This is a genomic window from Sphingomonas sp. 1185 (assembly GCF_040544655.1).
Classification (GTDB): Bacteria; Pseudomonadota; Alphaproteobacteria; order Sphingomonadales; family Sphingomonadaceae; genus Sphingomonas.
Genome location: NZ_JBEPKL010000021.1, coordinates 22,078 through 43,754 on the forward strand (window position 1 = coordinate 22,078; position 21,677 = coordinate 43,754).

The 21,677-nt window shown below is 68.4% G+C and carries 16 protein-coding genes; 10 read left to right on the plus strand and 6 right to left on the minus strand.

Annotation, left to right across the window (positions count from 1 at the left end; all coding sequences use genetic code 11):
- Positions 1-1,002: a glycoside hydrolase family 43 protein gene (locus ABIC44_RS13750; RefSeq protein ID WP_354296090.1), complete on the plus strand. Its 1,002-nt coding sequence runs from the start codon at positions 1-3 to the stop codon at positions 1,000-1,002.
- A 144-nt stretch (positions 1,003-1,146) separates the two neighbouring features.
- Here ABIC44_RS13750 and ABIC44_RS13755 read toward each other — a convergent pair whose 3' ends face one another.
- Positions 1,147-2,181: a LacI family DNA-binding transcriptional regulator gene (locus tag ABIC44_RS13755; protein ID WP_354296091.1), complete on the minus strand. Its 1,035-nt coding sequence runs from the start codon at positions 2,179-2,181 to the stop codon at positions 1,147-1,149.
- A 134-nt stretch (positions 2,182-2,315) separates the two neighbouring features.
- On the opposite strand from ABIC44_RS13755, the gene ABIC44_RS13760 reads away from it, so the two are divergent.
- Positions 2,316-3,557: an MFS transporter gene (locus ABIC44_RS13760; RefSeq protein WP_354296092.1), complete on the plus strand. Its 1,242-nt coding sequence runs from the start codon at positions 2,316-2,318 to the stop codon at positions 3,555-3,557.
- On the plus strand, positions 3,554-5,146 hold the full coding sequence (locus tag ABIC44_RS13765) for a glycoside hydrolase family 43 protein (RefSeq protein ID WP_354296094.1): 1,593 nt from the start codon (positions 3,554-3,556) through the stop codon (positions 5,144-5,146). The genes ABIC44_RS13760 and ABIC44_RS13765 overlap by 4 nt, the downstream gene beginning before the upstream one ends.
- A 20-nt stretch (positions 5,147-5,166) precedes the next feature.
- Here the strand turns inward: ABIC44_RS13765 and ABIC44_RS13770 are convergent, their stop codons facing one another.
- From ABIC44_RS13770 to ABIC44_RS13785, 4 genes are all read right to left on the minus strand, one after another.
- On the minus strand, positions 5,167-5,550 hold the full coding sequence (locus ABIC44_RS13770) for a reverse transcriptase-like protein (protein ID WP_354296095.1): 384 nt from the start codon (positions 5,548-5,550) through the stop codon (positions 5,167-5,169).
- Positions 5,547-7,160 (minus strand): NAD(P)/FAD-dependent oxidoreductase, encoded by a 1,614-nt coding sequence (locus ABIC44_RS13775; protein ID WP_354296097.1) that lies wholly within the window; start codon positions 7,158-7,160, stop codon positions 5,547-5,549. Before ABIC44_RS13775 ends, ABIC44_RS13770 begins: the two co-directional genes overlap by 4 nt.
- A gap of 56 nt (positions 7,161-7,216) precedes the next feature.
- Positions 7,217-7,678, minus strand: a complete 462-nt coding sequence (locus ABIC44_RS13780) for a GNAT family N-acetyltransferase (protein WP_354296099.1) — start codon at positions 7,676-7,678, stop codon at positions 7,217-7,219.
- 68 nt (positions 7,679-7,746) lie between these two features.
- Positions 7,747-9,042, minus strand: coding sequence for a cyclic di-GMP phosphodiesterase (locus ABIC44_RS13785; protein WP_354296100.1), 1,296 nt, complete (start codon positions 9,040-9,042; stop codon positions 7,747-7,749).
- Positions 9,043-9,252: 210 nt separating this feature from the next.
- Here ABIC44_RS13785 and ABIC44_RS13790 point away from each other — a divergent pair, with 210 nt between their 5' ends.
- A complete protein-coding gene (locus ABIC44_RS13790; protein ID WP_354296102.1) occupies positions 9,253-11,640 on the plus strand; it encodes a TonB-dependent receptor in 2,388 nt (795 codons plus the stop codon).
- Positions 11,641-11,659: 19 nt separating this feature from the next.
- Entirely contained in the window at positions 11,660-12,343 is a 684-nt protein-coding gene (locus tag ABIC44_RS13795) for a Fe2+-dependent dioxygenase (RefSeq protein WP_354296104.1), read from the plus strand.
- 36 nt (positions 12,344-12,379) lie between these two features.
- Here ABIC44_RS13795 and ABIC44_RS13800 read toward each other — a convergent pair whose 3' ends face one another.
- Positions 12,380-14,494: a TonB-dependent siderophore receptor gene (locus tag ABIC44_RS13800; RefSeq protein ID WP_354296106.1), complete on the minus strand. Its 2,115-nt coding sequence runs from the start codon at positions 14,492-14,494 to the stop codon at positions 12,380-12,382.
- Between the two features lie 187 nt (positions 14,495-14,681).
- Between ABIC44_RS13800 and ABIC44_RS13805 the strand changes: the two genes are divergently transcribed.
- The 5 genes from ABIC44_RS13805 to ABIC44_RS13825 all read left to right on the plus strand — a co-directional run bounded on the left by ABIC44_RS13805 (position 14,682) and on the right by ABIC44_RS13825 (position 21,626).
- Positions 14,682-15,539, plus strand: a complete 858-nt coding sequence (locus tag ABIC44_RS13805) for an endonuclease/exonuclease/phosphatase family protein (protein ID WP_354296108.1) — start codon at positions 14,682-14,684, stop codon at positions 15,537-15,539.
- A 93-nt stretch (positions 15,540-15,632) separates the two neighbouring features.
- Positions 15,633-17,612: a sialate O-acetylesterase gene (locus ABIC44_RS13810; protein ID WP_354296110.1), complete on the plus strand. Its 1,980-nt coding sequence runs from the start codon at positions 15,633-15,635 to the stop codon at positions 17,610-17,612.
- Positions 17,613-17,835: 223 nt separating this feature from the next.
- A complete protein-coding gene (locus ABIC44_RS13815) occupies positions 17,836-19,131 on the plus strand; it encodes a 3-methyl-2-oxobutanoate dehydrogenase (2-methylpropanoyl-transferring) subunit alpha (protein WP_354296112.1) in 1,296 nt (431 codons plus the stop codon).
- Positions 19,132-19,321: 190 nt separating this feature from the next.
- Positions 19,322-20,329: an alpha-ketoacid dehydrogenase subunit beta gene (locus tag ABIC44_RS13820; protein ID WP_354296141.1), complete on the plus strand. Its 1,008-nt coding sequence runs from the start codon at positions 19,322-19,324 to the stop codon at positions 20,327-20,329.
- Between the two features lies 1 nt (position 20,330).
- The gene (locus ABIC44_RS13825) at positions 20,331-21,626 is read left to right on the plus strand and encodes a dihydrolipoamide acetyltransferase family protein (RefSeq protein ID WP_354296114.1); all 1,296 of its coding nucleotides are present in this window, start codon (positions 20,331-20,333) and stop codon (positions 21,624-21,626) included.
- Positions 21,627-21,677 lie beyond the last annotated feature (51 nt).

The window sequence follows — 21,677 nt, forward strand, 5'->3', positions numbered from 1 at the left end:
ATGACCCTGTCGCGGATCATCGCGTCGTGCCTGCTGCTCGCCCTGCCGGGCAGCGCCCTGTCCATGCCCGAGCCGTCGCGGGAGCGTCCGGGGAGCAACCCGATCATCCGGGACCGCTTCACCGCCGACCCGGCGCCGCTGGTCGTCGGCGACCGGCTGTACCTCTATGTCGGGCATGACGAGGCGCAGCGGGACGAGATGTTCAACATGAAGGAATGGCTGGTCTATTCGACCACCGACATGCGCCACTGGACGCCGCATGGGCCGATCATGAACGTGCGCGACTTCAAATGGGCCAAGAAGGACGCCTGGGCCAGCCAGGCGATCTACAAAAACGGCAAATACTGGTTCTATGCCGCGGTCGAGCATGACGACACCCATCCGGGCAAGGCGATCGCGGTCGCCGTGTCCGACGAGCCGACCGGCCCGTTCGTCGATGCCAAGGGCTCCGCGCTCGTCACCAACGAGATGACGCCCAAGGGCACGCATAGCTGGGAAGACATCGACCCGACCGTGATGACCGACGATGACGGGACGACCTGGATCGCCTGGGGCAACCGGCAATGCTATATCGCGAAGCTGAAGCCCAACATGATCGAGATCGACGGCCCGATCACCGAAATCACGCCGCCGCATTTCGAGGAGGGGCCCTGGCTGCACAAGCGCGGCAAGCTCTATTACCTGACCTATGCCTCGCTCGATCGCACGACGCAGCGGGACGAGCATGTGTCCTATGCCACCGCGCCGTCGCCCAAGGGGCCCTGGACCTATCGCGGGCTGCTGACCGGATCGGGCAAGTACAGCTTCACCATCCATCCCGGCATCGCCGACTTCAAGGGCAAGTCCTACCTCTTCCTCCACAACGCCACGCTGGCGATCGGCGACCAGAGCGGATCGATCGGCCGCCGCGCGGTGACGGTCGAGCGGCTTTACTACAACCCCGACGGGACGATGAAGCCGGTGGTCCAGACCGAAGCCGGCGTCACGGCTCCGGGGCGGTAGGGGGTGAGTCGGCTTCCTCCGCTCCACCCCGGCGAAGGCCGGGGTCCAGTTGCCATGCGTCTGAAATGGTCGCCCGTGCGATCGGCTGCTCCACCAGCGTCACAGCAACTGGACCCCGGCCTTCGCCGGGGTGGGGCGCAAACTTCAAGGGCGCGGCGCGGCGGTGGAGTCGCGTTCGACCAGCCGGTGGTCGAGGATCGTGACGCGCGGCTCTCCGTCGGCCTTGGGCGCGCCGCCGCGAATCTCCTGGATCAGCATCTGGAGCGCCGCCTCCGCCAGCGCGCGGACCGGCTGGTGGACGGTGGTCAGCGGCGGCCAGAGCGTCGTCGCGGCGATGCTGTCGTCGAAGCCCGCCACGGTCAGGTCGCCCGGCACGTCCAGATGCCGCCGATGCGCGACCGAGACGATCGCGGCGGCCATGTCGTCATTGCTGGCGAAGATCGCGGTCGGCGGCGTCGCACCGTCCAGCAGCGTCTCGCCCGCGACCAGGCCCGAGGCATAGCTGTAATCGCCCTGCACCACCTGGGTCTCGATCCCGCCCGCTTCCTCGACTGCCGCCCGAAAGCCCGCAAGCCGCGCGATGCTGGCCGACTGGTCGGGATTGCCGAGCACGAAGCCCAGCCGCCGGTGGCCCAGCCCGATCAGATGGCGGGTCATGTCATAGGCGGCGCGATTATTGTCGATGCCCACGCACACCGCATCGGGCGCGACGCCGCCGATTACCGCGACGGGCAGCCCCGCCTCGCGCAGGATCTCGCGCACCGCCGCCGACTCGCCCAGCGGCGGCGCCAGCAGCACGCCCGCGATCCGCTGCGCGATCAGCCCCTCGATCGCCGCGCGCGACGGCGGCTTGCCGTTTTCGCCCTTCAGCAGGAACAGCTGGGCCGCGCGGGTCGAGGCGTCCTCGAACACGCCGACCAGCAGCTCGCTCATGAACGCCGCGCTGGGGTTGGAATAGATCACGCCGATCCGGATCTCGCGCGCCGTCACCAGGCTGCGCGCCATCAGATTGGGGGTGTAGTTCAGCTTGGCGATCATCTCGCGGACATGCGCGCGCACCTCGTCGCGCACCCCCGCATCGCCGTTGATGACGCGCGACACGGTCATCGGCGACACGCCCGACGCCTTGGCCACATCGATGATCGTCACGCCGCGCGGGCGCTGTCGGGTACGCGTCAAAAGCCCAATATCCTGTCGTCGCGGGGCCTGTCGCCCCGGTCGTCTTCCATCGCCGTGCCTTGCCGTAAGGGGGAAGGTCAATGCCGGGGATGCGTCCCGTCGGCGAAAATCCCGATACAATCGAAAGGCGCGGCGTGACGCGATTTCCCTATATCCGCTGGACGATCATCGCGCTGTTCGTCGGTGCGATGGTCATCAACTATCTGACGCGCAGCATCCTGGGCGTCGCCGCGCCCGCGATCATGACCGAGCAGCATATCTCGGCGCAGCAATATTCCTGGATCACCGGCGCGTTCCAGTTCGGCATCATGTTCCAGCCGGTGGCGGGCTATCTGCTCGACCTGATCGGGTTGAAGATCGGCTTCACCCTGTTCGTCGCGGTCTGGTCGTGCATCACCATCGGGCATGGCTTTGCGAGTGGCTGGATGGGGTTCGCCGGGCTTCGCGGCGCCTTGGGGCTGGTCGAGGGATCGGCGCAGCCCGCGGGCATGAAGCTCGTCGCCGAATGGTTTCCGGCGCGCGAGCGCGGGCTGGCGGGCGGCCTCTATCAGATCGGCGCCTCGTTCGGCGCGGTGTTCGCCCCGCCGCTTGTCGCCTGGGCGGTCTTTCACCATAGCTGGCGCGCGGCCTTTTTCGTGGCGGGCGGGCTGGGGCTGCTCTGGGTCGTCGCCTGGCTGTTCTGGTACGCGCCGCCCGCCCGGCACCGAATGCTGTCGCCGGGCGAGCGCACGCTGATCGTCGAGGGCCAGGAGGCCGCGCTCGCCAGGAAGCGCCGCCGCCCGCCGTTGCGCGAATTGCTTGGCCGTCGCAACCTCTGGGCGATCGCGGCGGCGCGCTTCCTGGCCGATCCGGTCTGGGGGATGCTGTCGCTGTGGATGCCGCTCTATCTGGTGCAGGCGCGGCATTTCGACCTGACCCAGATCGCGCTGTTCGCCTGGCTGCCCTTCCTCGCCGCCGATCTGGGGTGCCTGTTCGGGCCGGCCGTGGTCGCCTTCCTCCAGCGGCGCGGAGTCAATCTGATCGACGCGCGGCGCGGGGCCTTCACGCTGGGCGCGGTGCTGATGACCGGCATTATGTTCGTGGGCAGCGTGACCAGCCCGGTCGCCGCCGTCGCGCTCCTGTGCCTGGGCGGTTTCGCGCACCAGACGCTGTCGGTGACGGTCATCACCCTGTGCTCCGACCTGTTCCCGCAGGATCAGGTGGCGACCGCGACCGGCGTGTCGGGGACGGCGGCCAATCTGGGCGTGCTGCTCTTCACCCTGACGCTCGGCTCGCTGGTCGATCAGGTCGGTTATCAGCCCTTCTTCATCCTGCTCGGCCTGCTCGATCTGGCGGGCGCGGCTCTCCTCTGGACCCTGGTGCGCAAACCCGCATGACCCCGATCAATCCCATCCTGCGCGGCTTCAACCCCGATCCGTCGATCGTCCGGGTTGGCGAGGACTATTATATCGCGACCTCGACCTTCGAATGGTATCCGGGCGTTCAGATCCATCACAGCCGCGATCTGGTGAACTGGACGCTGGTCGCTCGGCCGCTGGTTCGCGCGGGCCAGCTCGACATGCGCGGCAATCCCGATGGCTGCGGCGTGTGGGCGCCCGATCTCAGCTACAAGGACGGGCGCTTCCACCTGATCTTCACCGACGTAAAGCGCTATGGCCGCACCACCATCGACGGCGCGAAGGGCGCGTCGCTGCGCGATTTCCACAATTACTGGGTGTCGAGCGAGCGGATCGACGGCGACTGGACGGACGCGGTCCATCTGAACAGCAGCGGCTTCGACCCCGCGCTGTTCCATGACGATGACGGGCGCAGCTGGCTGCTCAACATGCTGTGGGACCATCGCCCCGACCGCAAGCGCTTCGCGGGCATCGTGGTGCAGCAAATGGACCTGACCAGCGGCCGCCTGATCGGCGAACGGCGCGTCATCTTCGAGGGGACATCGCTCGGCTTCACCGAGGGACCGCACCTCTACAAGCGGGGCGGCTGGTATCATCTGCTCGTCGCCGAGGGGGGGACCGAGCGCGGCCATGCCGTGGTGATGGCCCGGTCGCGCGCCCTGTTCGGCCCCTATGAGACGCATCCCGACGGCCCCGTGCTGACCATGCGCGACAGGCCCGACGCTCCGCTCCAGCGCACCGGCCACGGCGATCTGGTCGACACGGCCGGGGGCGAGACGTGGATGGCCTATCTCTGCGGACGGCCGCTGCCCCAGAGCGACCGCTGCGTGATGGGGCGCGAGACGGCGATCCGGCGCATGGCCTGGGGCGCGGACGGCTGGCTGCGCTGTGCCGAGGAGCCGCCGGTGGTCGATGCCCCCGAACGGATCGAGGCGCATGACGCGTTCGACTCGCCCGATCTGCCCGCCGCCTTCCAATGGCTGCGCACGCCCGATCCCGACCATCTGTTCAGCCTGACCGCAAGGCCGGGCCATCTACGCCTGTACGGGCGCGAGACGATCGGCAGCCATTTCACCCAGTCGCTGGTCGCGCGTCGCCAGACCGCGTTCCGCTACGACGCGCAGACGCTGGTCGACTTTACGCCGGAGCATTTCCAGCAGGCGGCGGGGCTGGTCTGCTATTACAACAGCAGCAAATATCTCTACCTCCACCTGACCGCCGACGATGCCGGGCAGCGGCAGGTGCAGGTCCTGTCGGTCCTGCCGGTGGGCGAGGGGCGCAGCGTGCTGAGCGCGCCGATCCCCGCGCCCGAGGGGCCGGTCGAACTGCGTGTCGCGGTCGATCACGACTGGCTGCGCTTCGCCTTCCGGGCCGAGGGGGCGGGCGCGTGGCGATGGCTGCCCGAGGTGTTCGACGCCAGCCTGTTGTCGGACGAGGCCACGTTGCAGGGGCTGCCCAATTTCACCGGTACCTTTATCGGCATGGCCTGCCAGGACATGGCGAGCACCGGGCGCCATGCGGATTTCCGCTGGTTCCGCTATGTGGACGATCCCGAACCGCACGAATGACGGCCAACAGGCCGGGCGGGTCAGCCGTCGCGCTGCGCCTGTGGGTAGAGCCAGGGTTTGGCGAGTGCGATGCCCGCCAGATTCTGGGTCCGCCTTATGTGGCGAAGCCGGAAGCGACCCGGCGGGCGGGGCAGCTCGGACCACAGCCGGTGATGCGCGCGATAGGCGGGCGGGACCCGGACGCGCCCGCTCGCCTGCCCGATGACCGCAAGCGAGTCGCCCAGCAGCAGCGCGTCGGCCAGCCCCGCATCATGGGCCAGCCGGGTCGCGGCGATCAGCGCCAGCCATTCGGCGTCCATGCTGTCGCCCGGTCCGGCCATGCGCGCGACATGGGCATGGCCGCCCATCACCACCGCCCATTCCAGGCCGGTGGGACGCAGCCCGCCGTCGAAGAAGATCTTCACGCCGCGATGCTGCGCGCGACCGCCTCGGCCGTCTTGATGCCGTCGACCGCCGCCGACAGGATGCCGCCCGCATAGCCCGCGCCCTCGCCCGCCGGGAACAGCCCGCGGGTGTTCAGGCTGTGCCCGTCCTCGCCGCGCGTGAAGCGGACGGGGGAGGAGGTGCGCGTCTCGACGCCGGTCATCACCACATCGGGATGGTCATAGCCCGCGATCTGGCGGCCGAAGACGGGGATCGCCTCGCGCATCGCCTCGACCACGAAGTCGGGCAGGCATTCGGACAGATCGGTCGGGGTGACGCCGGGGCGATAGGAGGGGGTGACCGATCCCAGGCTGGTCGAGGGGCGCCCCGCCAGGAAGTCGCCCACCCGCTGCGCGGGCGCCTTGTAGTTGGAGCCGCCCGCGACATAGGCGCGCTCCTCCCAATGGCGTTGCAGCGCGAGGCCCGCCAGCGGATCGCCGGGAAAGTCGCGCTCCGGATCGATCGCGACGACGAAGCCCGAATTGGCGTTGCGCTCGTTGCGCGAATATTGGCTCATCCCGTTGGTCGCGACGCGCCCCTCTTCGCTGGTCGCGGCGACCACCGTGCCGCCGGGGCACATGCAGAAGCTGTAGACGGTGCGCCCGTTCTTGCAGTGGTGCGAGATGTGATATTCGGCCGCGCCCAGGATCGGATGCCCCGCCTGGTGGCCGAAGCGCGCGCGGTCGATCCAGCCCTGCGGATGCTCGATCCGCACGCCGATCGAAAAGGGCTTGGCCTCGACATGGACACCCGCCGCCTGGAGCATCGCGAAGCTGTCGCGCGCGCTGTGCCCGATCGCCAGGACGACGTGATCCGCCTCCAGATAGCCGCCGCCATTCAGATGCAGCCCGCGCACCCGCCGCTCGCCCGATCCGTCGGTCTCGATGTCCAGCCCGTCGACGCGGGTGGAGAAGCGATATTCGCCGCCCAGCTCCTCGATGGTCGCGCGCATGCTCTCGACCATCGTCACCAGGCGGAAGGTGCCGATATGCGGATGCGCCTCGGTCAGGATCTCGGGCGGCGCACCCGCCTTCACGAACTCGGTCAGCACCTTGCGGTTCAGGTGGCGCGGGTCCTTGATCCGGCTGTAGAGCTTGCCGTCCGAAAAGGTGCCCGCCCCGCCTTCGCCATATTGGACGTTGGATTCGGGGTTCAGCACGCTGCGCCGCCACAGGCCCCAGGTGTCCTGCGTCCGCTCGCGCACCACCTTGCCGCGTTCCAGCACGATCGGGCGGTATCCCGCCTGCGCCAGCACCAGCGCGGCGAACAGGCCACACGGCCCCGCACCGATGACGACGGGGCGCTTCGCACCCGGCGGCGGCGCGGCCGGCAGGTGATAGCGGGTGTCGGGGGTCCGCTGCACATCGCGGTCGCGACGAAAGCGTTCGAGCACCGCCGCCTCGTTCTTCAGGTTCACGTCGACCGAATAGACGAGCTGGATATTGCCCTTGTCCCGCGCATCATGGCCGCGCCGGGCGACGGTGAAGCGGATCATGTCGCGCGGGGTCACGCGCAACCGGCGGCAAATGGCCGCGGGCAGTGCCTCGTCCGCATGATGGAGAGGCAGTTTCAATTCACTGAGGCGGATCATCCCGTGCGCCATACAGAATTGCGCGGCGGGCCGCCATTGCCCGCGTGTGCCGGGCGTCAGTCGAGGATCAGCATCTTCTGGATGATCCCGTTCCCTTCGCGCCAGGTGCGAAAGCCCATGGCCTCATAATAGCCAAGGCCAACGGCATTGTCCGCGCCGATCGACGCATCGACCCGGTCCAGCCCTGCGGCGATCGCGGCCTCCCGGCTGACGGCGAACAATGCCTTGCCGACACCGCGACGATGCGCGCGCGGACTGATATGCGTGCCGATGATGCCCCATCCCTCGGGCACATCGTAGGGATTGCCCGCGACGGCGCGTTTCAGCGACTGAAACCCCAGCACCGCGCCATCGCCATCGACCGCAACGCTGCACCGTATCCCCTCGGGTCCAGTGATGTAATGCGACAAGGCAAAGGCCGGATCGTGCGGGCGTACCCGGCCGGTCAAAGCGATGATCTCGCGGAGGACGCGGCTCATCGGCACGGCATCGTCCGGGGTGGCGGTGCGAATGATCATAGGGTCTTCGACGTGGTGAGCGGGAACGCCATCCTATCAGGCGGCGGCGCGATCGCCAGCGCCGGGGTTCACATCCGGGCGCGGGTCAGGTGATGGCGCGGGGCCTCGGGCACGGCGACCTGCGCCATGATCTCGGCCTGCAGGGTGGGCCAGCCTTCGCCGAACCAATATTCGCCGCGTTCCGCCCGGATGATCGGGTCGCCGCTGGTCGCGACATCCTCGACGGGCAGCGTCTGCTGGTCGGGCACGTCGAAGAAGCTGCGCACGATCGGCGTGGTCGGGCTCTCGCCCTCGCGCACCACGATGCCCAGCCGGTTGGAGTGCAGCCGGACCAGCGCGCCGAAGGGCTGGATGCCGAGACAGGCGATGAAGGCGCGCAGCATCGCGGGGTCGAAATGCCCCTCCCATTCCAGCATCTGGGCCAGCGCCTCGTGCGGCGACCAGGCGCGCTTGTAGGACCGGATCGAGGTGACCGCGTCATAGACGTCGCACACCGCCGCCAGCCGGGCGAAGCGGCTGATCTCCTTGCCCTTCAAGCCGTCGGGATAGCCGGTGCCGTCCATCTTCTCGTGATGATGGAGGCACACGTCGAGAATGCGCGGGTCGAGATCCTCCAGGTCGAGCAGCATGCGATGCCCCAGGCCGGGGTGAAGCCGGATCTGCGCCAGCTCCTCGCCGGTCAGGCGGCCGGGCTTGTCGACGATCTCGGCGGGGACCTGCATCTTGCCGATGTCGTGCAGCATCCCGGCCAGCCCGGCGACGCGGACATCGTCATCGTCCATGCCCAGATGGCGGGCCAGCCCCATCATCAGCGTACCGACCGCGACCGAATGGATATAGGTATACTGGTCCTTGTCCTTCAGCCGGGTGACCGCGATCAGCGCGGCGCCGTTATGGCTGGTCGCATGGGCGATCTCCTCGACCATGGGCAGCAGGTCGGCGGTGCGGATGGCGCGGCCCAGCCGGGCCTCGGCGAACAGCCTGGTGACGGCGGCGATGGCGCGTTCGGCGGTGGCGGCGGCGCGCTCCAGCTCGGTCGGCGGCTTGCGACGCCGGGGGCGGAGCGCGACGACCGGCTCGGGCGCGGCGGCGGCGGGGGGCTCGGCGGGCGGGGCGGGATCGTCGCGGTCGCGGCTGTCGGCCATGGCCATCGCCTTCAGCCCGCGCCCCTTGGCCAGGTCGATGGTGATCTGCGGCACCGATTCGTGAATCAGCGCCTGGTCCTGCGGACTGATCAGCAGAAAGCTGCGCCGCCAGAACGGGTTGTGAATCCAGGAACAGTGCACGGCATGAACGAACATGCCCAATTCCGCCTGATCTCCCCGGATCCGGATATACCGATTCGTGTCCCCATCGTCACTCATGGACCGCGCTTAACCGAGAGCAGGTAAAGGCTTGGTTGCGGTCTGGCGGGACGCGGCTGGGCGCGCGGGCCCCGCCGCATCGGTCCCAAAGAGCGACCGATTTGGTCAGAGTGGCACCCGACCCCACGGGGCCAAGACGCGATAATCACTTGCAATAGCGTTGACTATGCGAGTCTTTAGCAATAGCGCGCGGGCAAAGGGGAAATCATCATGTCACAATCCTTCATCGCCTTGTCCTGCGTGGGTTTTCTGGCGACCGCACCGGGGATCGCGGCCGCCGAGGATGCGCGCCGCGCCGATCCCGCCGCGACCCATGCGCAGGACGCTACCGGGCAGCGCGACGTGGTCGTGACCGGACAGCGTGCGACCGGCGCCGCCGTGCTGGAAAGCCCCAAGGCGACCGCCCCGCTGCTCGACACGCCGCAGACGATCACCGTGGTCAGCGAGCAGACGATCCGGAAACAGAATCTCCAGACGCTGCGCGACGTGCTCCAGACGATTCCGGGCATCACCTTTGGCGCGGGCGAAGGCGGCGGCGGCTATGGCGACTCGATCAACCTGCGCGGCTATTCGGCGAGCAACGACGTCACGATCGACGGCGTCCGCGACAGCGCGCAATATAGCCGCACCGACCCGTTCAACCTGCAACAGGTTGAGGTCTATAATGGCGCGAACAGCGTCTTCAACGGATCGGGATCGGTCGGCGGCACGATCAACCTCGTCTCCAAGGTGCCCACGGCCGAGACGCTGACGATCATGCAGGGGTCGGTCGGCACCGACAATTATTATCGCGGCGCGGTGGACAGCAATGTCCGCGCCTCCGACCTGGTCGCGCTGCGGCTGAACGCGGCCTATCACCATAACGACATACCCGGCCGCGACGTCGAGAAGATGGAACGCTGGGGCGTCGCGCCCTCGGTCACGATCGGCATGACCGGCCCGACCAGCCTGACGCTGGCCTATGTCCATCAGGAGGATCGCAACACGCCGATGTACGGCGTGCCTTATTTCGACAACGGGCTGGTCGACGGCTTCGTGCCGGGCGCGAGCCGCAGCGCCTATTTCGGGATCGCCAATCTCGACCGGCAGGACATCACCGTCGACCGGTTCACCGCGACCTTCCGGCATCAGGTCGATGCGCATCTCAGCCTGCGCAACCTGACCCGCTGGCAACAGGTCACGCAATATAGCGTCACTTCCGCGCCACAGGGGACCTTCTGCCTCGCCTCGACCGGGCGGCAACCGATCACCGCTACGCCGGGCGCGACCGTGGGGGCGGCCTGTCCCGCCAATGTGCCGCCGGGCTATTATCTGCCGTCCGGCCCGCGGGGCTATGTGCGCGATCAGCGCAACCAGATGCTGTACGACCAGTTCGACGTGCGGCACGAGGCGGGGGCCAAGGGCGGCCTTCACAATGTCCTGAATGTCGGCCTGTCGGGGACGCTGGAGAATTACCGCATCACCACCGCCTCGCTGCTGCGCAACGCCAATGGCAGCGCGGTCTCGCCGCTGCCGCTGATCGCCATCGCCGCGCCGAACACCGACTATACCGGGCCGATCAACCTGACCACGACCGCCCAGTCGCGCAGCGAGACGCGCAACCTGGCGGTCTATGCCTTCGACACGCTGGAGCTGAACCGCTTCTTCGAGCTGAACGGCGGCGTCCGGTACGAATATCAGGAGGCGAATTTCCGCGCCCTGCCGCTGGCGGTGGTGCCGCCGGGGACGACGCCGCTGACCGCGCTCCAGGCCCAGCCGCAGGTCAGCCGCGAGCGGCTATTCTCCTGGCGGGTCGGCGGGGTGTTCCACCCGGTCGAGAATGTCAGCCTCTATGCGGGCTATGGCAATGCCAAGACCCCCTCGTCCGCGACCGTGCGGTTGGGCTGCGGCGTGCCCTCGACCGCGACCGCCGCGAATCCGTGCGCCGTCGCGCCCGAAACCGCGAAGAATTACGAAGCGGGGGTGAAGGCCGGGCTGTTCGACCGTCATCTGGAGGTGACCGCCGCCGTCTTCCGCAACGAACGCACCAATTACCGCGTCCCCTCCAACGATCCCGCGCTGCCCGCCGGGCTTCAGGTGCTGGACGGGCGCAGCCGGGTGGATGGCATCGCGCTGGGCCTGTCGGGGGCGATCACCCCGGCCTGGACGATCTTCGCCAACTATACCTATCTCGACGGCAAGGTGTTGCAGAGCATCTCCAACCGCGACAAGGCGGCGGGCGTGGTCGATGTGCAGGCGAATAGCCAGCTGATCCAGACGCCCGAGCATTCGGGCAGCCTGTTCACCACCTACAAGCTGCCCTTTGGCCTGGAGGTCGGCTATGGCCTGACCTATCAGGGCGACTTCGCGACCAATGTGCCGGTCGCGGCCAATCGCACCCAGTACCGGGCGGAGGATTATCTGATCCACCGCGCCTTCCTGGCCTATACGCTGGCCGAACGCTGGACGCTCCAGCTCAACGTCCAGAACTTCACCGACGAGAAATATGTGACCGGCGTGCGCAACAATGTGAACGCGACGACCGGCGTCGTCACCGGCGGCTGGGCGGTGCCCGGCGATCGGCGGCAGGCGACGCTCAGCCTGTTCACCAACTTCTGAACGGACTAGCGTTGCCGTCATGCTGATCGCCATTCCCCATATCCTCGACCCCGCCGGCGTGGCGCAGGTCCGCGCGATCGTCGATGCGGGGGAATGGGCGGACGGCAACGCCACCTCCGGCCCGCAGGCCGCGCTCGCCAAGCGCAACGCGCAACTGCCAGAGGACTCCGCCGCCGCCACCCAGGCGGGGCGGATGGTCCTCGACGCGCTGGGGCGCTCGCCGCTGTTCGTGGCGGCGGCGCTGCCGCTGAAGGTCTATCCGCCGCTGTTCAACCGCTATGCCGGGGGGCAGGCGTTCGACGTGCATGTCGACAATGCGGTCCGTCTGAAGCGCGGCAGCGATTTCCGCATGCGCAGCGACCTGTCGCTGACGCTGTTCCTCGAAGACCCGGCCGCCTATGATGGCGGCGAACTGGTGGTCGAGGATCTGTTCGGCGAACAGCGGGTGAAGCTGGGCGCGGGCGATGCCGTGCTCTACCCCGCCTCCAGCCTGCACCGGGTCGAGCCGGTGACGCGCGGGTGCCGCGTCGCGTCGTTCCTGTGGGTCCAGTCTATGGTCCGCGACGATGGCGAACGGCGCATCCTGTTCGACCTCGACCGCGCGATCCAGCGGGTTGGCGCGGAGAAGGGGCAGGGGGACCGCTCGGTGGTCGAGCTGACCGGCGTCTATCACAATCTGCTGCGCCGCTGGGCCGACGCCTGAGCGGATCGCCCCGGTCCGGGCCGGGGCGACGAGCCCTCAGAACCGCCCGCGCAGCGTCACCCGCACATTGCGGGGCGCACCCGGCATCGTCCACACATCGGCATAGCTGCTGCTGATATAATAGGTGTCGAACAGATTCTCAAGGTCGAGCCGCACGTCGAAGCGCGGCGTCACCGCCCAGGTCGCATCGGCGCGCACGATCGTATAGGCGGGCAGGCGATAGCCGCTGGCGAAGGGGTCGCCGTTGCGCGCGCCGACATGGGTGACGCCGCCGCCGACCGTCACCGCCCCCACCCGCTGATGCAGGTCCAGCGCGGCGAGATGCTTCGGGACATTGGACAGCGTGGTGCCGATCAGCGCGGCGTTCTTGTCGTTGCGCACCGTGGCGTCGGTGTAGGTGTAGGTCGCCGTGCCGGTCAGCCCGCTGGCCAGCCGCAGGTCGGCCACCGTCTCGACCCCGCGCGACCGCTGGCGGCCGATCTGGGTCTTGGTGAAGACGTCGGTGGCATTGGGGTTCAGCACATTGCGCTTGGTCATGGTGAACAGCGCGGTCTGGCCGGTCAGCGCGCCGCCGAACAGCGCATATTTCGCGCCGATCTCGGTGGACTCGCTACGCTCGGCATCGAAGCTGCTGATCCCGTCCGACGGGTTCAGGCGCAGCGACTGGCCCCAGCTGGTGAACAACGAGAAGCGCGGGCTGGCCGCCCAGCTCAGCGCGGCGCGCGGGGTGATGCCGCGATCCACCGTATCCAGCCGCAGATCGCCGCGGACATGGTTCACCATCGTCTCGCGAAAGCTGTTCCAGCGCGCGCCGATCAGCGCGGTGAAATCGCCGAAGCGGATCAGGTCCTGCGCATAGATGCTCTCGCTGCGGAAGGAGTGGTGGCGGTTCTGGAACGCGGTCGGCACGGGCAGGGGCTGGCCATAGACGGGGGCGAAGGCGTCGATGGTCAGGATCGGCGCACCCGGCCGCCCGCGCGCCTGGTCCATGCGGAAATCCATGCCGTGGCGCACCCGGTCGGCCCCGATGCGCAGCTCGTGCGACAGGCCCAGCCAGTCGAGTTTCGCGGTCAGCTCGGCCCGCGCGGTCAGGTCCTGCCAGCGGAAATCGTGGAAGCGCCGCGACCGTCCGATCGTCCGGCCATCGGCCTGCACCCCGCGCGCGCCGAAATCGGGCTGGGTCGCATAGCCGGTCAGGAAGCCGTCGCGGCTGGACAGCCCGGCCTCCAGCGAGACGCGGTCGGACAGTGCGGCAAAGACGCTGCCCTGCTGCCACAGCATCCGCTGGGTCATCCGGCCATCGGCGGGCTCGCCCAGAAAGGTGCTGCGGTCCATCGCGCGCGCATTGCCCTTGATCGCCGCCACGCCGCGATCGATCGGCGCGCGGTTGCGCATGAACTCGGCCTGATAGAGGAACCGCAAATCCTGGCTCGGGGTGAACGAGACCGAGGGGGCGAGCAGCAGCCGGTCGGTGTGGACGAACTGGCGGAAGCTGTCGCCCTGTTCCGACACGCCGATCAGCCGCGCGGCCAGCGTATCGGTCACGGGGCCGCTGATGTCGCCGGTCGCGCGCAGCCGGTTCCAGCTGCCATAGCTGAGCGACGTTTCGCCCTGGCGCGTCGTGGTCGGCGTCTTGGTGACGATGTTGAGCGAACCGCCGGGCTCGCCCAGCCCCGACAGCGCGGCGGCGGCGCCCTTCAGGAATTCGAACCGCTCGACCGTGGCGGTGTCGACCGGCGCGTTGAAGCCCAGATTGCTGTTGAACCGGTTGATGAGGATGTCGGGGCCGCTATTCTCGTTCCCCGCAAAGCCACGGATCGAATATTTGTCCCACAGCCCGCCAAAGTCGTTCTGCCGCGCGACCCCGCCCGCCAGGTCGATCGTGTCGTCCAGCCGCGTCGCGCCGAGCCGGTCGATCAGCGCGCGGTCGATGACGCGCAGGCTCTGGGGATAGCGGGCGGGCGACGCGTCGGTGCCGGTGATGCTGGCATTGGCGTCGCGCAGGCCGGTGACGACGATATCGGTGCGGTCCGTCGTATCGTCGCGTACCGCCCCATCGCCCCGCAGTGCCGACGCGGTCTGCGCCTGAACGCCCTGGGCCATCATCGCCCCGGCCAGCACCATGGCGCGTCCCATCGCCTTCGACATCATCACAAGCCCCCACATAAATCGATTTCGGGCGCGCCATATCGATAATGCTAATAACTCTCAATCATGAAGTGATGAAGGGATACCGCTACCTGTCACGCCGCTGACATGCCGCGCTGTCATGCGCCTGCGGCATGACGGTCGGGACTCGGGCAACTTCCGGGCGGCCTTGGCGATTGAGGATCATGAAATGACCGGATTCTGGCGAATCATCTCCCATGCGGCGGCGCTGGCCGCAGCGCTCGCCCCGCTGAGCGGCTGGGCACGGCCGCTCAAGGTCATGACGTTCAACGTCCGCTACGCCTCGGACGAGGGGGCGGAGCGCTGGGCGGTGCGGCGGCCGGTGATGGTCGAGCTCATCCGCCGCGCCGCGCCCGACCTGATCGGGACGCAGGAACTGCTCCAGCGGCAGGGCGACGACCTGACCCGCGCGCTGCCCGGCTATCGCTGGTTCGGGCGCGACCGGCGCGGGGGGCATGACGACGAGCATATGGGCATCTTCTATCGCCCCGACCGGCTGACCCTGATCCGGCATGGCGACTTCTGGCTGTCGGACACGCCCGACATGGTGGGCAGCCGGAGCTGGGGCACCGACCTGCCGCGCATGGCGAATTGGGGCGTGTTCGAGACGAAGGGGGCGGAGCGCCGCCGCTTCCTGTTCGTCGACACGCATCTGCCGCACCGCGACGAGGATGCCGAGGCGCGCGACCGTGCCGCCAGGCTGATCCTGTCGCGGCTGCCCGTGCTGGCGCAGGGTTTGCCGGTGGTGCTGGCGGGCGACATGAACGCCCGGCCCGACAGCGCCGCCTATCGCACGCTGGCGGGGGCGATGACCGATGCCTGGACCAGCGCCACCGGGCGCGAAGGGCCAGAGATGACCTTCCACGACTTTACCGGCACGCCCGACCGGCGGATGGACTATCTGTTCCTGCGCGGCTTTCGCGCGGACCATATCGCGACCGACCGCTGGCACCGGGGCGCGACCTATCCGTCGGATCATTTCCCGGTTCACGCCACCCTGTCCTTCACGGCAGGGCACGGCCGGTAACGTCTTTTGCGATAGCGTTATCATTTGCCCGTTCCTACGCTCCCGCCGGAATCCGATGGCCGCGAACCGGCGGCCCGACGGGACAGGAGAGGGATGACGATGCGCGAAGGGCAATCACGGTCTGGCGCCGGGCGGCGGGCGATTCTGGCGCTGGCTCTGGGGGCGGCAACCGCCTGGCCGGTCCTGGCCGAGGCACGGCCGCGCATCCTGACCCCGATGAGCGCGCATGCCGTCCTGCAACGCGACCGCCCGATCATCGTCGAGGGGACGGCGGACGCGGGCGAGCGGGTGAAGGTCACGCTGGGCGGCAACAGCGCCGATGCCACCGCCGACCGCCAGGGGCGCTGGCGCGCGACCCTGCCCGCAATGGCGGCGGGCGGCGCGGCGCTGATCCTGACCGCAACCGGCCAGGACGGCGCGACCGATGCGATGGACGATCTGCTGATCGGCGATGTCTGGCTGTGCTCGGGCCAGTCGAACATGGAATATCCGACCAAGCAGGCGCTGAACGGCGAGATGCTGGTCAAGGGCGCGGCCGACGACCGCATCCGCCTGCTCGACATCGCGCATCATGTCGGCCTGTCGCCCGAGGAGGCGCTGGAGAAGCGCCCGGTCTGGGCCGCCGCCGCACCCGCCAGCGTCGCCGATTTTTCCGCCGCCTGCTATCTGATGGTCAAGGATCTCGCGGCGAAGTCCAGGGTGCCGATGGGCGCGATCGATTCGAGCTGGGGCGGGACCAAGATCATTCCGTGGATCCCCGGCATCGATGCGCGCAAGCTGCCGGGGCTGGCCGCCGATGTCGACCTTCTGGCGCTCTATGCGCGCGACCATGCCGCCGGGCTCCGCGCCTTCGGCGGCCGCTGGGGCGAGTGGTGGCGCAAGGCCAGCGGGACCAGGGCGGGGCAGGAGCCCTGGAACGCGCCCGACCGCCTGAACTGGACCCAGGTGCCCAAATTCGGCCCGTGGGAGGATTGGGGCGTGCCCGCGCTGGCCGATTATAACGGGCTGGTCTGGTTCCGGCAGAGCTTCGACCTGGCCCAGGCCCCGACCGGCGACGGCGTGGTCGAGCTGGCCGGGATCGACGAGATGGACACGGTGTGGGTCAACGGGGTGGTCGTGGGCGCGACCTTCGGCTGGGGCGACTGGCGCCGCTACACCGTGCCCCGCGCGGCGCTTCGGAAGGGGCGCAACGAGATCGTCGTGGGGCTGGGCGACGGCTATGGGCCGGGCGGCATGTTCGGCCCGGTCGACCAGATCCGCTTCACCCCCGCCGGGGGAGCGCCGATCCCGCTCGGCACCGGCTGGCGCTATTCGGTCTATAAGCGCGACGACCAGAGCTATCCGCGCAGCCCCTGGGAAAGCCATGCGGGGATCGGTACGCTCTATAACGGCATGATCGCGCCGCTGGGGCCGATCGGGCTGAAGGGTGTCGCCTGGTATCAGGGCGAATCGGATGTGGGGCGCGCTGATTATGGCGACCGGCTGGCGCTCCTGATGGCGGGCTGGCGGCGGCAGTTCGGCGATCCGGCGCTGCCCTTCCTGATCGTGCAGCTCGCCAATTACGGCGCGCCGCCGGTCCGGATCGAGGATAGCGGCTGGGCGGCGCTGCGCGAGACGCAGCGTCTGGCGGTGCTGCGCGATCCGCACAGCGCGCTGGCCACGACGGTCGATATCGGCGTGCGCAACGACATCCACCCCGCCGACAAGAACGAGCTGGCCAAGCGGCTGGTCTTTGCGCAGACGCATCTGGAGGCGGGCGACCGCGCCAAGGCCTCCGGGCCGATGATCGCCTCGGTGACGCGGGGCCAAAGCGAGGTGGTGCTGCGCTTTACCGGCGTGCAGGGTGCGCTCCACGCCTGGAGCGCGGCGGCGCCGATCGGGTTCGAGCTGTGTGGCGCCACCGCCTGTCGCTATGCCGATGCGACGGTGAACGGGTCGGAGGTGCGGCTGGCCGATGCCAGGCCCGGCGATGTCCGCGTCCGCTATGCCTGGGCCGACGCGCCGGTGGTCAATTTCTATGACGAAGCGCCGCATCCGGTGGTGCCGTTCGAAGCGGCGATCACCGACCAATAGCGCAACCCGTCGCCCCAGCGCAGGCTGGGGCCTTTTGCGGATGACGACGATCCTTGCCAAAGATCCCAGCCTGCGCTGGGATGACGGCGCTTGTGGCTGGGTCCTTCGCCATATCCTGCCTGCAACCCGTTGAGCCACCACAAAAGGCGCTTGAAATAAAATTCCATCGGGTTGAAAGATAGCAACGACCCGATGGAATCGGGCGAAGCGTTGAGGAGAGAGCATGGCCGTGCCGCCGGAAGCCATTTCGCGCGCCAACCTGGCCCCGTTGCGACTGCATGTCCCCGAGGCAAAGTTCCGGCCGGGCGACGCGGTCGACTTCGCCGGTGTCGAGGTTCCCCCCGCCGGTGCGCAACGCCGCCCGGACACCGCCGCGCCCGCCGACAGCTTCCACGAACTTGCCTATACGCTGGTCCGCGTGCTGGATGACGAAGGCCGAGCGGTCGGTCCCTGGGACCCCCGGCTTTCCCCCGATGCCTTGCGCCGTATGCTGCGCCACATGGTCCTGCTCCGCGCCTTCGACGAGCGCATGTTCCGCGCACAGCGCCAAGGCAAGACCAGCTTCTATATGAAGGCGCTGGGCGAGGAGGCGGTCGCGGTCGCCGCCGCCCATGCGCTCGATTATGAGGATATGTGCTTCCCCTCCTATCGCCAGCAGGGGCTGTTGATCGCGCGCGACTGGCCGCTGGTCGACATGATGAACCAGATCTATTCCAACAGCGCGGACCGGCTGGGCGGCAAGCAGCTGCCCATCATGTATTCCGCCAAGGAAGCGGGTTTCTTCTCGATCTCCGGCAACCTCACCACCCAATATCCGCAGGCCGTCGGTTGGGCGATGGCCTCCGCCGCCAAGGGCGATACGCGCATCGCCGCCGTCTGGTGCGGCGAGGGCTCGACGGCGGAGGGCGACTTCCATTCGGCCTGCACCTTCGCCGCCGTCTATCGCGCGCCGGTCGTGATGAACGTCGTCAACAACCAATGGGCGATCTCCAGCTTTTCCGGGTTCGCGGGGGCGGAGGCGACGACCTTTGCTGCGCGCGCGATCGGCTATGGCATTGCGGGGCTGCGGGTCGACGGCAACGACGCGCTCGCGGTCTATGCCGCCACCCAATGGGCCGCCGAGCGCGCGCGGACCAATCAGGGCGCGACGCTGATCGAGCATTTCACCTATCGCACCGAGGGCCATTCGACCTCGGACGATCCGACCCAATATCGCTCGGCGGGCGAGCCGACGGCGTGGCCGCTGGGCGATCCGATCCGGCGGTTGAAGGATCACCTGATCGCGCTGGGCGAGTGGGACGAAGAGCGCCACGCGACCCAGGACCGCGAGGTCGCCGAGGAAGTCCGCGCCGCGCAAAAGGCGGCCGAGGCGAACGGGATTCTCGGCCACGGCCTGCACCAGCCGCTCGACAGCCTGTTCGACGGCGTGTTCGAGGAGATGCCCTGGCATTTGCGCGAGCAGCGCCAGCAGATGCTCGACGAGGAAGAGGCGAGCGGACGGCCATGGGCGCGCAAGTGAATTTCCCCTCTCCCATCGGGAGAGGGAGGGGCCCGCTCGGCACCGCCGAGTGGGAGGGTGAGGGTATCCTCGCCCTACGTCCCACCCTCACCCTCCCGGCGCTATGCGCCTCCTTCCCTCTCCCAAAGGGAGAGGGACAGTGAGCGACACCATGACCGAGACTTTCGAACAGGCGGGCGAAACCACCCGCATGAACATGATCCAGGCGATCAACTCCGCCATGGACGTGGTCATGGCGCGCGACCCGGATGTGGTCGTGATGGGGGAGGATGTCGGCTATTTCGGCGGCGTCTTCCGCGCGACCGCGGGCCTCCAGAAGAAATACGGCAAGACCCGCGTCTTCGACACGCCGATCACCGAATGCGGCATCATCGGCGTCGCGGTCGGCATGGGCGCCTATGGCCTGCGTCCGGTGCCCGAGATTCAGTTCGCCGACTATATCTACCCCGCGCTCGACCAGTTGGTCAGCGAGGCGGCGCGGCTGCGCTATCGCTCGGCGGGGGAGTTCACCGCGCCGATCACGGTCCGCTCCCCCTTTGGCGGCGGCATCTTCGGCGGGCAGACGCACAGCCAGTCGCCGGAGGGCATCTTTACCCATGTCTCGGGCATCAAGACGGTGATCCCGGCGACGCCGTACGATGCCAAGGGCCTGTTGATCGCCGCGATCGAGGACAATGACCCCGTCCTCTTCTTCGAGCCCAAGCGCATCTATAACGGCCCGTTCAATGGCCATTGGGATCGCCCGGCGGAGAATTGGTCCAAGCATCCCGGCGGCGCGGTGCCGACCGGCTATTACCGCATCCCGCTGGGCAAGGCGGCGACGGTGCGCGCGGGCGAGGCGGTGACGATCCTCTGCTATGGCACGATGGTCCATGTCTGCGCCGCCGTGGTCGCGGAGATGGGCGTCGATGCCGAGATCCTCGACCTGCGCACGCTGATCCCGCTCGACATCGAAGCGATCGAGGAATCGGTGAAGAAGACCGGCCGCTGCATGATCGTGCACGAGGCGACGCGGACGGGGGGCTTCGGCGCGGAGCTTTCCGCTCTGGTCCAGGAACGCTGCTTCTATCACCTCGAAGCGCCGATCGCGCGCGTGACCGGCTTCGACACGCCCTATCCGCACAGCCTGGAATGGGCCTATTTCCCCGGCCCGGTCCGTATCGGCCAGGCGCTCAAGACCTTGTTGAAGGACGCCTGACATGGCCCGTTTCACCTTCCGCCTGCCCGATATCGGCGAAGGCATCTCCGAGGCCGAGATCGTCGCCTGGCACGTGCAACTCGGCGACCGGGTCGAGGAGGATCAGTCGGTCGCCGACATGATGACCGACAAGGCGACGGTCGAGATGGAATCGCCGGTGTCGGGCACGGTGGTCGAGCTGGCGGGTGAGGTCGGCGATCAGGTGCCGATCGGATCGGCGCTGATGGTGATCGAGACGGACGTGGTCGAGGACGCGTCGCCCGCGACGGAAGAGGCGGTGCTCCAAGCCGAGAACCCCGGCGTCGAAGAAGCGCAAACTCCCTCTCCCCCTGTGGGAGAGGGCCGGGGTGAGGGGGCGCCGCAAGCCGAAACCCCCGTGGCTTCCCCTCACCCCGACCCTCTCCCACAAGGGGAGAGGGAGCAGAAGAAGGTGCTGGCCTCGCCCGCCGTCCGTGCGCGGGCGCAGGATCTGGGCATCGACCTGTCGGGCGTGAAGCCCGCCGAGGGCGACCGCGTCCGCCATTCGGATCTCGACGCCTTCCTGCGCTACGGTTCGGGGCAGGGCTACACCCCCGCCCGCACCCCCCGCGCCGACGAGCAGGTCCGCGTCATCGGCATGCGCCGCCGCATCGCCGAGAACATGGCCGCCTCCAAGCGCGCCATCCCGCATTTCACCTATGTCGAGGAAATCGACGTCACCGCGCTGGAGGACACCCGCGCGCAACTGAATGCGGGGCGCGGCAACCGGCCCAAGCTGACGCTGCTGCCGTTGCTGATCGTCGCGATCTGCAAGACGCTGCCCGACTTCCCGATGCTGAATGCGCGCTATGACGACGAGGCGGGCGTCGTGACCCGATCGGGCGCGGTGCATATGGGCATGGCCACCCAGACCCCCGCCGGGCTGATGGTCCCCGTCATCCGAAACGCCGAGAGCCGTAATGTCTGGCAGCTGGCGACCGAGATCGCGCGGCTGGCCGATGCGGCGCGCACCGGCAGCATCGCCGGGGGCGACATGGGCGGCGGCACCATCACGCTGACTTCGCTCGGGCCGCTCGGCGGGATCGCGACGACGCCGGTCATCAACCGGCCCGAGGTGGCGATCATCGGTCCCAACCGTATCGTCGAGCGGCCGGTCTTCCGCCCCGACGGACGCGGCGGCGAGACGATCGCGCGCGCCAAGCTGATGAACCTGTCGATCAGTTGCGATCACCGCGTCGTCGATGGCTATGACGCGGCGAGCTATGTCCAGGCGTTGAAGCGGTTGCTGGAGACGCCGGTGATGCTGTTCGCGGATTGAGGGTCGATCCGGGGTGAGGGCGTGCGCTTCGACTTCGCTCAGCGTGAACGG

What these genes read in the sequence shown, in the direction of transcription:
- ABIC44_RS13750 (WP_354296090.1), top strand. Translation starts at nt 1, where the DNA reads ATGACCCTGTCGCGGATCATCGCGTCGTGCCTGCTGCTCGCCCTGCCG.
- ABIC44_RS13765 (WP_354296094.1), top strand. Translation starts at nt 3,554, where the DNA reads ATGACCCCGATCAATCCCATCCTGCGCGGCTTCAACCCCGATCCGTCG.
- ABIC44_RS13775 (WP_354296097.1), bottom strand. Translation starts at nt 7,160, where the DNA reads ATGATCCGCCTCAGTGAATTGAAACTGCCTCTCCATCATGCGGACGAG.
- ABIC44_RS13780 (WP_354296099.1), bottom strand. Translation starts at nt 7,678, where the DNA reads ATGATCATTCGCACCGCCACCCCGGACGATGCCGTGCCGATGAGCCGC.
- ABIC44_RS13785 (WP_354296100.1), bottom strand. Translation starts at nt 9,042, where the DNA reads ATGAGTGACGATGGGGACACGAATCGGTATATCCGGATCCGGGGAGAT.
- ABIC44_RS13790 (WP_354296102.1), top strand. Translation starts at nt 9,253, where the DNA reads ATGTCACAATCCTTCATCGCCTTGTCCTGCGTGGGTTTTCTGGCGACC.
- ABIC44_RS13795 (WP_354296104.1), top strand. Translation starts at nt 11,660, where the DNA reads ATGCTGATCGCCATTCCCCATATCCTCGACCCCGCCGGCGTGGCGCAG.
- ABIC44_RS13800 (WP_354296106.1), bottom strand. Translation starts at nt 14,494, where the DNA reads ATGATGTCGAAGGCGATGGGACGCGCCATGGTGCTGGCCGGGGCGATG.
- ABIC44_RS13805 (WP_354296108.1), top strand. Translation starts at nt 14,682, where the DNA reads ATGACCGGATTCTGGCGAATCATCTCCCATGCGGCGGCGCTGGCCGCA.
- ABIC44_RS13810 (WP_354296110.1), top strand. Translation starts at nt 15,633, where the DNA reads ATGACGATGCGCGAAGGGCAATCACGGTCTGGCGCCGGGCGGCGGGCG.
- ABIC44_RS13815 (WP_354296112.1), top strand. Translation starts at nt 17,836, where the DNA reads ATGGCCGTGCCGCCGGAAGCCATTTCGCGCGCCAACCTGGCCCCGTTG.
- ABIC44_RS13820 (WP_354296141.1), top strand. Translation starts at nt 19,322, where the DNA reads ATGAACATGATCCAGGCGATCAACTCCGCCATGGACGTGGTCATGGCG.
- ABIC44_RS13825 (WP_354296114.1), top strand. Translation starts at nt 20,331, where the DNA reads ATGGCCCGTTTCACCTTCCGCCTGCCCGATATCGGCGAAGGCATCTCC.